Annotated in this window: 13 protein-coding genes; 11 read left to right on the top strand and 2 right to left on the bottom strand. The window is 28.8% G+C overall.

Annotation, left to right across the window (positions count from 1 at the left end; genetic code table 11):
- The first annotated feature begins 10 nt into the window (after positions 1–10).
- Positions 11–1,180 (top strand): AraC family transcriptional regulator, encoded by a 1,170-nt coding sequence (locus CSBG_RS15310; RefSeq protein ID WP_008680987.1) that lies wholly within the window; start codon positions 11–13, stop codon positions 1,178–1,180.
- A 280-nt stretch (positions 1,181–1,460) separates the two neighbouring features.
- Here the strand turns inward: CSBG_RS15310 and yajC are convergent, their stop codons facing one another.
- Both yajC and CSBG_RS15300 read right to left on the bottom strand, forming a co-directional pair.
- Positions 1,461–1,739, bottom strand: a complete 279-nt coding sequence (yajC, locus tag CSBG_RS15305; protein WP_035285504.1) for a preprotein translocase subunit YajC — start codon at positions 1,737–1,739, stop codon at positions 1,461–1,463.
- 1 nt (position 1,740) lies between these two features.
- Positions 1,741–2,172 (bottom strand): PTS fructose transporter subunit IIA, encoded by a 432-nt coding sequence (locus CSBG_RS15300; RefSeq protein ID WP_008680983.1) that lies wholly within the window; start codon positions 2,170–2,172, stop codon positions 1,741–1,743.
- 172 nt (positions 2,173–2,344) lie between these two features.
- Between CSBG_RS15300 and nagA the strand changes: the two genes are divergently transcribed.
- The 10 genes from nagA to CSBG_RS15250 all read left to right on the top strand — a co-directional run bounded on the left by nagA (position 2,345) and on the right by CSBG_RS15250 (position 13,967).
- The gene (gene nagA, locus CSBG_RS15295) at positions 2,345–3,484 is read left to right on the top strand and encodes an N-acetylglucosamine-6-phosphate deacetylase (RefSeq protein ID WP_008680982.1); all 1,140 of its coding nucleotides are present in this window, start codon (positions 2,345–2,347) and stop codon (positions 3,482–3,484) included.
- Complete coding sequence (locus tag CSBG_RS15290) at positions 3,484–4,008, top strand: hypothetical protein (RefSeq protein WP_008680981.1); 525 nt, start codon at positions 3,484–3,486, stop codon at positions 4,006–4,008. The genes nagA and CSBG_RS15290 overlap by 1 nt, the downstream gene beginning before the upstream one ends.
- Before the next feature lie 147 nt (positions 4,009–4,155).
- Positions 4,156–5,319: an SIS domain-containing protein gene (locus CSBG_RS15285; RefSeq protein ID WP_008680980.1), complete on the top strand. Its 1,164-nt coding sequence runs from the start codon at positions 4,156–4,158 to the stop codon at positions 5,317–5,319.
- Positions 5,320–5,529: 210 nt separating this feature from the next.
- Positions 5,530–6,387: a tagatose bisphosphate family class II aldolase gene (locus CSBG_RS15280; RefSeq protein WP_147568013.1), complete on the top strand. Its 858-nt coding sequence runs from the start codon at positions 5,530–5,532 to the stop codon at positions 6,385–6,387.
- Positions 6,388–6,537: 150 nt separating this feature from the next.
- On the top strand, positions 6,538–7,878 hold the full coding sequence (locus CSBG_RS15275; RefSeq protein WP_008680978.1) for a class II D-tagatose-bisphosphate aldolase, non-catalytic subunit: 1,341 nt from the start codon (positions 6,538–6,540) through the stop codon (positions 7,876–7,878).
- A 147-nt stretch (positions 7,879–8,025) separates the two neighbouring features.
- Complete coding sequence (locus CSBG_RS15270) at positions 8,026–9,516, top strand: 4Fe-4S dicluster domain-containing protein (protein ID WP_008680976.1); 1,491 nt, start codon at positions 8,026–8,028, stop codon at positions 9,514–9,516.
- Between the two features lie 363 nt (positions 9,517–9,879).
- Complete coding sequence (locus CSBG_RS15265) at positions 9,880–11,169, top strand: O-antigen ligase family protein (RefSeq protein ID WP_008680974.1); 1,290 nt, start codon at positions 9,880–9,882, stop codon at positions 11,167–11,169.
- Between the two features lie 223 nt (positions 11,170–11,392).
- Positions 11,393–11,677 carry a co-chaperone GroES gene (gene groES, locus CSBG_RS15260; RefSeq protein WP_008680972.1) on the top strand — a complete coding sequence of 95 codons (285 nt, stop codon included), beginning with the start codon at positions 11,393–11,395 and terminating at the stop codon, positions 11,675–11,677.
- Between the two features lie 14 nt (positions 11,678–11,691).
- Positions 11,692–13,317 carry a chaperonin GroEL gene (gene groL, locus CSBG_RS15255; RefSeq protein WP_008680970.1) on the top strand — a complete coding sequence of 542 codons (1,626 nt, stop codon included), beginning with the start codon at positions 11,692–11,694 and terminating at the stop codon, positions 13,315–13,317.
- A gap of 245 nt (positions 13,318–13,562) precedes the next feature.
- Positions 13,563–13,967, top strand: a complete 405-nt coding sequence (locus CSBG_RS15250) for a hypothetical protein (protein ID WP_008680967.1) — start codon at positions 13,563–13,565, stop codon at positions 13,965–13,967.
- Positions 13,968–14,180: the final 213 nt, after the last annotated feature.

Below are 14,180 nucleotides of genomic sequence, written 5' to 3'. Positions count from 1 at the left end.
GTGATTTATTATGTATGATAAGACAACAAATGTTGAGTTTAAAAAGTACGGTTCTATTTATGATGAAGCTAAAGATGTAGAAAAGGAGAATTTGATATTAAAGCAAATTGTAACTAGTGATAAGGTTATTTCTAGCTTATATAATTTTTCAGAGCCAGTATATATAGAAGTAGTTGAAGGAATGGCGGCTATACTAATAAGTGATTCAAATAATGGTAATTTCAAGCTTTTTGCAATTCATAGAAAGCTAGAGATAAAGTCTAATATGTATTTTAATGTTATTTCGATGACATCCCAAACTACTTTTAATTTAATAATACCATTAGGGTACAATCTTAGACTTGAATTTTTAAATAAACCATATGTTTATAATAGAATATTACCTACTATAAATATTCCTGAAATAATAGCTTATTACTATACAATTAAAAGTCCTAATTATAAATTTAAAGGAGAAAGTCATAATCTATATGAATTAACATTTGTTGATAATGGGATTTTAAATACATCTATTGATGGCGTTGATTATACATTAAATCCATATGATTTAATTATATATGGAAAAAATCAATTTCACACTCAATCTGTGAATAGTGATTCATCTTGCTCATATTTAACAATTATTTTTGATATGGAATCTGATGATGATAGTTCAATATGCAATAGGATATTTCAGTGTAGAAAGGAATTGTATAATGCAGTAAGAACTTTTGCAAAAAATATATCATCAAATACAATACCGTATTCGGAAAATCTTATTTTGAGCAATTTTCATGAAATTATAATTCGATTATTTCAATATGATTATTTAGAGGTAGATGATAGTAAATTGCCAAAAGAATCATATCAGCATTTTCAAGATGAATTATTAGAAAGAATAATAGAATATATTAATAAAAATATTGAATCTCCAATAGGTATAGGAGAGCTTTGCGAAAGATTTTCAGTGTCCAGATCATCACTGCAAACATTATTTAAAAACAATTTAAATATATCTCCGAAGAAATACATTAATGATTTAAAACTAGCTAAGAGTAAACAATTGATTAAAGAAAATAAATATACTATTAGCGAAATAGCATTTATGTTAGGGTTTAATTCAATCCATTACTTTTCAAGGGCCTTTACACAACATTACGAAATAAGTCCTAGTGAATATGCTCAAACTTTATTTAAATAAGAAAAAAGGCGCAGTCTGAAAAATATATTTAATATAAAATTTATCCAATTTCAAGTAAGTTTTTTATTGCCTTAAAAAGTTAATATCTTATTTTTAAGAAGGGGGTCGCGTTTCGCGCCCCCCCTTTTTAAACTATTGATTTTACTTGCCTTAGGCACTTTCAAATTTAAAAAGAAATTTTGGAATATTATTTATATGTGCGCAAAAATGGAAGCTCGAATTAGAACTTCCATTTTTATAGTCTAATATAAAAATTTATTTTGATACAGTCCCTTATATTTTATAGAATATTTTGAATTGAATATCTAGATATAGTTATGACTGTATTTTTAGCAACGTCAACCTCTACTTGATCTTCTCTTACAGATACTATTTTGCCATAAATTCCGCCACAAAACATTATTTTCATTCCAGGCTTCAATTCTACATGGACTTCCTTTAGTTCAGCAGTTCTTTTTTTTATGTTTTTAGCAGATATAAATAGCAATATTAAGGCTCCAATTCCTAATAATACAGCAATAGTGATACATGTCCATATAACCACTTCCCAATTTACCATTTTATATACCATCCTCACTTTCATCATCTTCATGAGCTATAAACTCATATTTTATAATACCGTTTTTACCTACCTCTATAGCCGATTCAGATAATGAATATAAATCATCTATAACATCTTTAAGCATAGATATTTCAAGAAGCATAGGCAAATTAGTACCGCCAATTACTTCCATAGGCTTGTCCATTTCTGTTTTAACCTCTACTAAAGTTTTAAATGGTGACCCTCCAGGTAAATCACTAAGTGCTAAAATGTTATCACAATTTCTTAAATTTTTTAATGAAGTATAATATTTTTTCTTTAAATCTTCTATAGAATCTGTCTCCTCAAAGTCAACGTATTCTATATTAGAAGGTTCTCCTGCAATTAACTTTAAGGAGGTGTGCAATCCTGATGCAAAGTTACCATGTCCGCTAATTATTAATCCTATCATTTTATCATCTCCCAAAATAGTTTGTACAATACTTGATAATTATAATTATAATGTGGAGTTATTTAAATTCAATAAGTATGGTAAAAGATATAAGATATATGTTCAAAAGTGCAAATATTAGCTGGATAAACTTATGTATAATGAGATTAAGTTAATTTAGGAGGTATGCCATGTGTTAATACAAAGTAAAAAAGTATGGATTGCTGATCAATTTATTCCAGCTCAAATTGAGATTGATGATAATAAAATAGTCAATATCTATGCTTACAATGAAAAGGCAGATGCTTATGATTATGGCAGCAAGAGGATTTTACCAGGTTTTATAGATATTCATTGTCATGGTGCATATGGATTTGATACAAATGATGCAAATGAAAAAGGCTTGAGAAATTGGACAAAGAGTATAGTAAGTGAAGGGGTTACCTCAATATTACCTACTACTATAACTCAAAGTAAAGAAGTTCTTATTGAAGCTCTAAGTAATATTGCAAATGTAGTTGAAAATGGATATGAAGGAGCAGAAATACTAGGGATTCACTTTGAAGGTCCTTATCTTGATATGGAATATAAGGGTGCTCAACCAAAAGAATATATAGTTAAACCTACTATTCAAGAATTTCAATGCTATCAAAAGGCAGCAAAGGGATTAATAAAATATGTAACTTTAGCAACTGAAATAGATGAGGACTATTCACTTACAGAATATTTATTTAAAAATAACATAGTGGTGAGTATAGGGCATTCAGCATCTACATATGAAGAAGCTATATTTGCTTTTGCTCATGGGGCTCGGTCACAAACTCATGTATATAATGGGATGACTCCATTTAATCATAGAAAAAATGGGTTAGTCGGAGTTGCGCTAAGGGTTAGAGGTATGTATGGGGAGATAATTTGTGATGGAAATCATTCTACTACTACAGCTTTATATAATTTCTTCAATGCAAAGGGGCCAGATTATGGAATTATGGTTACAGATGCCTTAATGGCAAAGGGCTTTGAAGCAGGTACTAAATTTGTTTTTGGAGGAAATGAAATAGAAATTTATGAAGATGGAAGTGCACATTTAGTAGAAACAAAGGGATTAGCAGGTTCTACATTAAAGATGAATGATGGTCTAAGGATATTAGTTGAAGAAGCTATGGTACCTTTTAATTATGCTATTAATTCATGCACTATTAATCCAGCTAAATGCTTAGGCATTGATAAACGCAAGGGAAGAATAGGCGTTGGATATGATAGTGATTTAGTAATTATAAATGATGACTATTCTGTAAATCAAACATATTGTTTAGGAAAGGCGATGTTATAGTGAAAAGAGATGCTGTGAATATAGCTGGAAAGAATATATATTTGGATCTTTATGGAGACACTGTTTATTATAATTTCTTTGACAAAAATGGTTATATTGTATCTAAACAAATAGAACAAAAATTTAAGATATTTTATTACAGATATTCAATTATATTCATTGTTATGATTTTACTAGGAGATTATTTTAGTTCATTACTAAATACTTTTTTAGTTGGTATTGGAGCTATAGGGATAGTCGAACTATATTTTAGATTTATATTTTTGAAACAGCTAAAGGTAATTAAAAACTTTAAAAGAGAACGTAAGATATCAATGTTAGAAAATATAATAAAAAGCAATGAAAAAGAAAAAGTAGTTATGAAAGCTTGTGCGTATGCCTTACTAAGTGTTCTTATTGTAATAAATGCAATACAACAAAACTTTAACATATTATTTTTAGTTTTAAGTATATTAGGTGCAATATATAGCCTTTATATAGGAATTATAAATGTTATTGCCTTTAGTAAAATAAAAAAAGTTTAAATAGAAATATTTACTCAGTGAAATGAACTTGGAGTAGAAGAGTACAGAGGAGTATATCTAGAGTAGATAAACTTAAGTATAGACAAAACAATAAAAATTAATATTTATAGTAATAATTACATTAAAAAATGTGCAGGAGGTATTAAAATGTTTTTTGGAATGGATAATGAAAAAATTAAGGGGTTGGGGGCAACTTATACAGCTACAGAAATAAGGCAACAACCCAAATTATGGGGAGAAACCTACAATATAATAAAGGAAAATGAAGATAAAATTAAAAGTTTTTTTGGTAGAAGATTAAAAAATGATACTAGAATAATTTTAACTGGAGCAGGGACTTCAGATTATGTCGGAGATACAATTTATTTATACTTAGCAAAAAAGTTGAACTTAAGAGTAGAAGCTATTGCTACAACAGATTTAGTATCAAATCCGTATGAGTTTATTGAAGAAGATGTACCAACAATATTAGTATCATATGCAAGATCAGGGAATAGCCCTGAGAGTGTTGGAGCTTTTGATTTATTTCAGGAAAATGTAAAAGATATATCACAGGTTGTAATTACCTGTAATAAAGATGGAGAACTTGCTAAGAAAGCTGAAAAAAGCGATAACAACCTTTGCATATTAATGCCTGAACTTTCAAATGACAAGAGTTTTGCAATGACAAGTTCTTTTAGTTGTATGTTATTAGCATCATTATTAGTATTTGATATTGATAATTTAGAAGAAAATAAAAAGTATTTAGATATAGTGATTAATCAAGGTAACTCAATTTTAGATAATAAGTGGAAAGAGATAAAGGATTTAGTTGATTTAAATGCATCAAGAGTAGTTTATTTAGGATCAGGTATTTTAAAAGGATTATGCCAAGAAATGGCTCTAAAAAATCTAGAACTAACTAGCGGGAAAATAACTACAGTTTGTGAATCAGTATTAGGATTTAGACATGGTCCAAAATCAATAATTAATGATGACACTTTAGTAATATTTATGAATTCTACTAATAAATACACTAACCTTTATGATATGGATCTTATAAGAGAAATAAATAGTGATTCAGGAAATCATAAGTTAGCTGTAATAAGTTATACAAAGAATGAAGAGCTAAATAGTGTATGTGACAAATATATAGAAATAGATGGACAAGTAATTCCTGAAGTTTATACAGTATTCAATTATATGCTATTTGGACAAATGTTTGGATTATTTAATTCACTTAAATTAGGAATTTCACCTGATAATCCAAGACCTGATGGAACTGTTAATAGAGTTGTTAAGGGTGTAGTAATTCATAAATACAATAAATAAGCCTTTTTATTGAAATGAGTATTCTTATTGTAGGAATATTATTAGAGGCTTAGTTATAAAAATTGAGTATAACTTTATCTAAATTAGTTACATTTGCAACTAATTTAGATAAAGATGCAATAAAGACTTTCGTTAAGAAGATAGAAACTGAAGATAAATTTGATGAAGAAGACGTAATATAAAAATATTAATTAATAGGAGTTGAGGTAGATTATGAAAATATTATCAACAAGAGAAATGTTAAAAAAAGCTCAAAGAGAAGGATATGCTGTACCGGCATTTAATATTCATAACTTAGAAACCCTACAAGTAGTTGTAGATACAGCAGCTGAGCTAAAGTCACCAGTTATTTTAGCAGGAACACCTTCAACAATACTTTATGCAGGTGGAGAATATATAGTATCTATGGCTGAAGTTGCAGCAAAAAAATATAATATTCCAATAGCTATACATTTAGATCACTTTGAAGATGTAGAAGAAATAAAACATTATGTAGATTTAGGATTTAAATCTACAATGATAGATGCATCACATGAAGACTATGAATCTAATATAAATACAGTTAAAGAAGTAGTTGAATATGCTCATAAGTTTGATGCTACAGTAGAAGCAGAGCTTGGAAGATTGGGTGGACAAGAAGATGACTTAGTAGTAGATGAAAAAGACTCTATGTACACTAATCCAAAACAAGCAAAGGAGTTTGCTGAAAGAACAGGAATAGATTCATTGGCAATAGCTATAGGAACAGCTCATGGATTATATAAAGGTGAGGCAAAACTTGACTTTGATAGATTAAAGGAAATAAGAGATATTGTAGATATTCCATTAGTTTTACATGGAGCATCAGATGTTCCTGATGAGTTAGTAAAGAAAGCAATTTCCCTTGGAATATGCAAGGTAAATGTAGCAACAGATTTAAAAATACCATTTTCTGATGCAGTAAAGAAATTCTTTAATGAGCATCCAGATGCTAATGATCCTAGAAAATATATGACACCAGGAAAAGAAGCTATGAAGAATATAGTTGCTCACAAAATAATGGTTTGTGGAAGTAATGGAAAGGCTTAATTAAATAAGGTTTAGATAAAAACATAATAAGGAATTTGACAGAAAATAATATGAAAGCATTTGCCGGAATATTATTTTCTTTCATATATAAGTTATAAGTGATTTTATAAGTAATTTTTTAGTATATAAAGGAATTTGAGAGGTGACGAAATGATACATCCAATGAAAGATATAGTTAAAAGATATAAAAGTGGTGAAAATGTAGGAATATTTTCTGTATGTTGTTCTAATCAATATGTAATTGAAGCAGCTATGCAAAAGCTTTTAAATAAGAATATACCACTTTTAGTGGAAGCAACTGCAAATCAAGTTGACCAATTTGGTGGATATACAGGAATGAAACCAAAGGAATATGTAAAATATATTTATAGTATAGCTGATAAAGTAGGATTTCCAAAAGAAAGAATAATTTTAGGGGGAGATCATTTAGGCCCATTAACATGGAGAACGATAAACCCAAGAGAAGCTATGGAAAATGCTAAGAATCTAATAAGAGAATATGTATTAGCTGGCTTTAGTAAAATCCATATAGATACTAGCATGCCGTTAAATGGTGATTTTGAAAATGAAATATTTGATGATAGTTTAATAGCTAATAGAGCATCTGTACTTTGTAAAGTTGCAGAAGAAGCATATTTAGAGCTTAAAGAAAAAGATGATGAAGCTATGCATCCAGTTTATATTATAGGAAGTGAAGTTCCTATACCAGGTGGAGCTCAAGTAGAAGAAGAAGAGGCTGGTCCTAAAGTAACTAGTGTAGAAGGTTTTAAAAATACAGTAGAAACATTTAAAAAAGCTTTTGAAAGCTTTGGAGTAGGAGATGCTTGGCAATATGTAATTGGCGTAGTAGTACAGCCAGGAGTTGAATTTAGTAGTGATTATGTTTGGGAATATAATAGAGAAGAGGCTAAAGATTTAATAGATGAACTAAAAAATTATCCTCAGTTAATATTTGAAGCTCATTCAACAGATTATCAAACGCCAAGAGCTTTAAAAGAGATGGTAGAGGACGGATTCATAATTTTAAAAGTTGGACCAGCATTAACATTTGGTTTCAGAGAAGGTATATTTGCATTAAATCATATTGAAAATGAACTATTGAAATATAATGAAAATGTAGAATTATCTAATTTTATAGAAGTATTAGACTTTAGTATGATAAAAAGTCCTAAAGATTGGGTGAATCATTATTCAGGAACAGGTGAAAAAATAAAGTTAGAAAGAAAATATAGCTTATCTGATAGAGCAAGATATTATATGCCTAAAGATGAAGTAAATTTTGCTTTAGAAAAACTTATGAATAATTTAGAAGGCATTGAAATTCCAATGACAATAATAAGTCAATTTATGCATGAACAATACAAGAAGGTTAGAGAAGGGGTATTAAAACCTATAGCTAAAGAATTGTTGAAAGATAGAATTGGTGAATATTTAGATGATTATGTATATGCTGTTGAAAATGTAGAAAAAAAGATATTAGAAATTAATTAAATAATAAATAGGGCATGCAAAAAGCATGTCCTTATCATTTTAAAATGAATTTTCTGAATATTTTAAATATAACAAATTGGTATAAATTAACTGGTATAATAATTATGGGGAGTATTGTTTAAATTTATTAAGTAGGAGGATTTTGGTATGTTTCAATTCGAGACTCAGTTAAAGAAACTTAAGCATGAGGTGCTAACAGAAGTTGCTAAATTAGCTAAAGATGGCAACTTAACCACAGAATCAATAGAAAAGATTCCTTATGAGATTATTAAGGGAGATAAAGCTATGTATAGATGCTGTGTATATAAGGAAAGAGCTATTGTTTTAGAAAGAGCAAAGTTGGCAGCTGGATATTTAGCTAATGGAGATAATATAGATGATGAATTTGTTGATATCAAAGAAGATGATCAAATAATATATGTTATTGAAGCAGCATGTGATAGATGTCCAATAAACAAATACAGTGTTACAGATTCTTGTAGAAATTGTTTAGCTCATAAATGTCATGAAGCGTGTAATTTTGGCGCAATAACTTATGTTGCTGGAAGAGCATACATAAACCAAGAACTTTGTAAGGAATGTGGAATGTGTAAAAAAGCATGTCCTTACGATGCTATTGCAGAAGTTATGAGACCTTGTAAAAGAGTATGTCCTACAGGAGCATTAGACATAAATCAAGATGACAGAAGAGCAATGATAAAGGAAGAAACATGTGTTAATTGTGGAAGTTGTATGAGCGCATGTCCTTTCGGAGCTATTTCAGATAAGAGCTTAATTGTTCCTATAGCAAAGAGGCTTGCAAGAGGAAGAAAGATGTATGCTGTAGTAGCACCTGCTATAACTGGTCAATTTGGAGCAAAAACTCCATATGGAAAAATTAAGAATGCAATTAAGAAATTAGGTTTTGTAGATATGATTGAAGCAGCTTGTGGAGCAGATGCTGTAACAGTTCATGAAAGCAGAGAATTTTTAGAGAGACTGGAAGATGGACAAAGTTATATGACAAATTCTTGTTGTCCAGGTTTCTTAAGTTATGTGGAGAAAATGTTTCCATCAGAAGTAGAAAAGGTATCAGGTACAGTTTCTCCAATGATAGCAACAGCAAGATTTATAAAGCATAACGATCCAGATGCAAAGGTTGTATTTATTGGACCATGTACTGCTAAGAAGAGTGAAGCTGTTAGAAAGTCTGTAAAGGATGCTGTAGATTATGTTATAACATTTGAAGAATTACTAGCATTATTTAGTGCTTTTGAAGTAGATATAGATAGTTGTGATGAAGATGTTGTTGATGATGCTTCTATATATGGAAGAGGCTTTGGAGCACATGGAGGATTAACAGCAGCTATAGAAAATTATATAAGAAGCCAAGGATTAGAAGTAAACTTTAATCCTGTAAAAATATCTGGCGGAATAGAAATAAAGAAAACAATGACGATGGCTAAAATAGGTAAATTGCAAGGGAACTTTATTGAAGGTATGATGTGTGAAGGTGGATGTATAAATGGGGCAGGGGCTCTAGTAACTCCATTTAAGGCAAAAGGAGTATTCAATAAGATAAATGCTCAAGCTACAAAGAAAGCTGTAATAGATAATGAAACACTTGAGGAATATGATAATATAAACTTAGAAAGATAGTTATAAATTGTGAATATAAAGGCTACGATAACTAGATATGTTCCATAAGCTAAATAGCTGTGCAAAGAAGTACTAGGCTTGAAAAAACTACTAAGCCAAGTACTTCTAAATGCTCGCTATATGCTTATTCCACATATTCTATTTATCTTCACCAACTTATATTTATCGTTTAAATTAATAATGAAAAAAGTAAAAAGTGAAATAGTGAAGAGGGAAAAGTTAAGGAGAAAATCATTACAGGATTTTTAAATAAAAAGTACTTTGTACCTATAATTTAAGTTTTACGTAGCAAAATATCCTTAATTTTTAACTTTTTCACTATTAACTATTAATTTTTAAATTGCTCTACTAGTGGGTGTTAGGATGGAGAGTATAAATAAAAAAGTAAGAGGAGCTCTTACAAAAGAAATTGATCTTAAAATTTTAGTGAACATAATCTTATATTCTGTAATAGTTATAATGCCATTCATAGTTGTAAATGTATCATCACCTAGATATGTAATTGGTAAGATGATATTTCTTTATGTAGTTGGTGTTATTTCTATTATTACATTAATTGGATTAAAGGTAACAGAATTTAATTTTGAGCATAAGATAGCATTAGTGTTTCTGATAACTATGTTAATTCCAAGTATATTGTCACCGCAAAAATATGTAGCTTTTATGGGGAACATTCAACGAAATGAAGGCTTCGTAATGTATTGTATTTACATTTTACTTTTTATACTAGCTTCTAAATATTTTGTTTTAAATAGAAAACTTTTGAATTTAGTATTAATTTTTTCATGCATTATGGGTGTATATGGGATTCTTCAATTTTATGGGATTGATCCTGTACAGTTTTGGATGTTTGGGTTTATACAAGTGAGTGATTCTATCGGAATGATAGGAAATAGAAACTTTTTTTCATCATATTTATGTATATTTTTATTTATAAGTATGGCAATTTATATTTTTTATGGAGGAAAGAGATATTTAATATATTCAATTATATTATTTACAGCATTAATTTGTACATTGACTCGTAGTGGATGGCTAGCTTTTATAATTTACTCAATTATTGGATTAATATTTGTAATTAAAGATAAAAAGAGATTAAAAAAATCAGGAATTGTATTTATATCATTTTTAAGTATTTTTTTATTACTAAATTTATCTACTAATGGTAAGATTATTGGACGTGCAACTAATACTATTGCAATTGATGAAACTGGTATAGCAAAAGTTGAGGATAGTGGTAGAATTGAGATATTAAATATTTCATGGAGTGCATTTAAAGATAATCCATTTATAGGTTGGGGACCTGATACACTAAAATATAGGTTAGATTCGCAGTATAGCGAAAAGCATCAAGAATATATAAATAAACATAGTGCTTATATAGATAAATCACATAATGAATTTTTAGAATACGCAGTTAGCAATGGAATATTGAATTTAATATCATACTTATTATTAATTGGAGTAATAATGTATAAGTTAATTAAAAATATAAATAATAATTTATTTAAGGTTCTGTTATTAACATTACTAGGGTATTTAGTACAATCATTTTTTAATATTAGTGTAATAATGGTAGCACCGATTTTTTGGATATTTCTAGGCTTTTGTGTCAAAGAAATAGAAGGGAAATCACCTAGGGATATAATATAAATAAACATATGCATAAAATTAAGAAAATCAATAAAAGCATGAGAAAATGGAAAATAATTAATGAAAAGTGGTAATATTTATAATATATAGGGTAATAATATATTAGGTAACATTTGAAAATTATAAAGTAAAAGATTATCATAAAATTGTTAGCACTTATATCTGATGAGTGCTAATATAGAAGGGTAATTAAATTTATAGATATAAATAGGAGGGATTTTTTATGAACATTAAGCCACTAGCAGATAGGGTAGTAATAAAGAAATTAGAAGCAGAAGAAACAACTAAAAGTGGAATAGTTTTAACAGGAACAGCAAAGGAAAGACCGCAAGAGGCGGAAGTTGTAGCTGTTGGACCAGGAGCTATAGTTGATGGAAATAGAATAGCAATGGAAGTTAAAGTTGGAGATAAAGTACTTTATTCAAAATATGCAGGTACAGAAGTTAAGGTTGAGGGTGAAGAATATACTATTTTAAAACAAGATGATATTTTAGCAATAGTTGAATAAGGGAGGAAAGAATTATGGCAAAAATGATTAAATTTAGTGAAGAAGCAAGAAAATCAATGCAAGTTGGTGTTGATACATTAGCGGATACAGTTAAGGTTACATTAGGACCAAAAGGAAGAAATGTAGTTTTAGATAAGAAATTTGGAGCACCACTTATCACTAATGATGGTGTTACTATAGCAAGAGAAATTGAATTAGAAGATCCATATGAAAATATGGGAGCACAATTAGTTAAAGAAGTTGCAACTAAAACTAATGATGTTGCAGGGGATGGTACTACTACAGCAACACTTTTAGCACAAGCAATTATAAGAGAAGGATTAAAGAATGTTACTGCAGGAGCTAATCCAATACTAATTAGAAATGGTATTAAGATGGCTGTAGACAAGGCTGTTGAAGAGATAAAGAAAATTTCTAAACCAGTTAATGGTAAAGAAGACATATCAAGAGTTGCAGCTATTTCAGCAGCAGATGAAGAAGTAGGTAAGTTAATTTCTGATGCTATGGAAAAGGTAGGTAACGAAGGCGTTATTACTGTTGAAGAATCAAAATCAATGGGCACAGAATTAGATGTAGTTGAAGGTATGCAATTTGATAGAGGATATGTATCAGCTTATATGGTAACAGATACAGAAAAAATGGAAGCTGTTTTAGATAGTCCATTAATTCTTATAGCAGATAAAAAGATTTCAAACATTCAAGAATTACTACCAATACTTGAACAAATAGTTCAACAAGGTAAGAAATTACTTATTATAGCTGAAGATGTTGAAGGGGATGCTATGACTACATTAGTAGTAAATAAGTTAAGAGGAACTTTCACATGTGTAGCTGTAAAAGCTCCAGGTTTTGGAGATAGAAGAAAAGAAATGCTTCAAGATATAGCTATATTAACAGGTGGAACAGTTATATCAGAAGAACTTGGAATAGACATAAAAGAAGTAACTTTAGATATGCTTGGACAATGTGATAGTGTCAAAGTTACAAAAGAAAACACTACAATAGTTAATGGAAGAGGAAATAGTGAAGCAATAAAGGAAAGAGTATCACAAATAAGAGCTCAAATTGAAGAAACTACTTCTGAATTTGATAAAGAAAAATTAACAGAAAGATTAGCTAAACTTGCTGGTGGAGTTGCAGTAATTAAAGTTGGTGCTGCAACAGAAACAGAATTAAAAGAAAAGAAATTAAGAATTGAAGATGCTTTAGCAGCAACAAAAGCAGCTGTTGAAGAAGGAATAGTGCCAGGCGGCGGATCTGCTTATGTTAATATAATTAACGAAGTAGTATCAGTAACTTCCAATATTCCAGATACTCAAGTTGGTATAAATATAATAGTAAGAGCATTAGAAGAGCCAATGAGACAAATAGCAACTAATGCAGGTGTTGAGGGTTCAGTTATTATAGAACATGTTAAAAATTGCGAATCTGTAATAGGTTATGATGCATTAAATGGAGAATATGTAAACATGATTAAAGCTGGTATAGTTGACCCTACTAAGGTTACAAGATCAGCACTTCAAAATGCTGCATCAGTAGCATCAACATTCTTAACAACAGAAGCAGCTGTTGTTGAAATTCCTCAAAAAGAAGCTCCAATGCCAGGAGCACCAGGAATGGGAATGGATGGAATGTATTAATAAATAAAAATTTAGGAACTTAGAGATTCTAAGTTCCTTTTTAATAGTTAAGAAAATTTTTATTACATTAATATTTGAAAAGTATATTAATATAAAAATATAATTATTAATTGAATAAAAGTTTAAGATATAAAAAATATTAAAAATACAAAGGCTTATATTGATTTTAAGTACATTACAATATTATAATTTATAAAGTATAATAAATTATAGAAAGAACAAAGATAAAGCTTTGGAGGTACAGTATGAGCAGTAATATCAATAGAAGGAAAAAAAGTAAATTTACAATATTTGATTTAATTGCAGTAGCAGCAATAATAGGAGTATTAGTAGTTATATTAGTACCTAGTTTCAAAAAATATTCTATTGATTCAAAGAAAGTAGAAGTAAAGTCTATTATAAGGGAATTTATTTTAGCAGTAGAAACCGCTGAAATAAGTGATAAAATTGAATTTGCTAATACTGATTCTATAAAATCTATGGAAGCTGGTAGTGGAGAAAAAATATCTTCAATAAATAAGTATATAAAGGATTTAGAAGGTTTAAACAAAATAAAAGAGCTGACTATAGAAGAAGCAAATCAAATTATAAGTAATGAATTGGATTTTGAAGTTAATAAAGAAGGAGAATTTTTAAGAGTAGTTAAATAAAATCAGAGTAAAATTATATAGAATATAGAAATATCGGATATTAAAGCTTAATATTGTGCTTTTATCCGATTTTTTTGTTGTATAATTTGAAATTGATATGTTATATCTGATTATAAAATACAATTAATGGATAATATTTTAATTAAAGCACATATACTTAAAAAGCATAGAGGAAAATGTTCATACTATGTAGAATTAATACCTTAGTTTATA

The organism is Clostridium sp. 7_2_43FAA (assembly GCF_000158375.2).
Classification (GTDB): domain Bacteria; phylum Bacillota; class Clostridia; order Clostridiales; family Clostridiaceae; genus Clostridium; species Clostridium tertium.
Note: the sequence above shows the minus strand (reverse complement) of the source record. Positions and strands in the feature narration are given on the sequence as shown.

Excerpts from the sequence above, each read along its gene's own strand:
- CSBG_RS15285 (WP_008680980.1), top strand. The coding sequence starts at position 4,156 with ATGTTTTTTGGAATGGATAATGAAAAAATTAAGGGGTTGGGGGCAACT.
- groES (WP_008680972.1), top strand. The coding sequence starts at position 11,393 with ATGAACATTAAGCCACTAGCAGATAGGGTAGTAATAAAGAAATTAGAA.
- CSBG_RS15275 (WP_008680978.1), top strand. The coding sequence starts at position 6,538 with ATGATACATCCAATGAAAGATATAGTTAAAAGATATAAAAGTGGTGAA.
- yajC (WP_035285504.1), bottom strand. The coding sequence starts at position 1,739 with ATGGTAAATTGGGAAGTGGTTATATGGACATGTATCACTATTGCTGTA.
- CSBG_RS15250 (WP_008680967.1), top strand. The coding sequence starts at position 13,563 with ATGAGCAGTAATATCAATAGAAGGAAAAAAAGTAAATTTACAATATTT.
- CSBG_RS15270 (WP_008680976.1), top strand. The coding sequence starts at position 8,026 with ATGTTTCAATTCGAGACTCAGTTAAAGAAACTTAAGCATGAGGTGCTA.
- CSBG_RS15310 (WP_008680987.1), top strand. The coding sequence starts at position 11 with ATGTATGATAAGACAACAAATGTTGAGTTTAAAAAGTACGGTTCTATT.
- groL (WP_008680970.1), top strand. The coding sequence starts at position 11,692 with ATGGCAAAAATGATTAAATTTAGTGAAGAAGCAAGAAAATCAATGCAA.
- CSBG_RS15300 (WP_008680983.1), bottom strand. The coding sequence starts at position 2,172 with ATGATAGGATTAATAATTAGCGGACATGGTAACTTTGCATCAGGATTG.
- CSBG_RS15265 (WP_008680974.1), top strand. The coding sequence starts at position 9,880 with ATGGAGAGTATAAATAAAAAAGTAAGAGGAGCTCTTACAAAAGAAATT.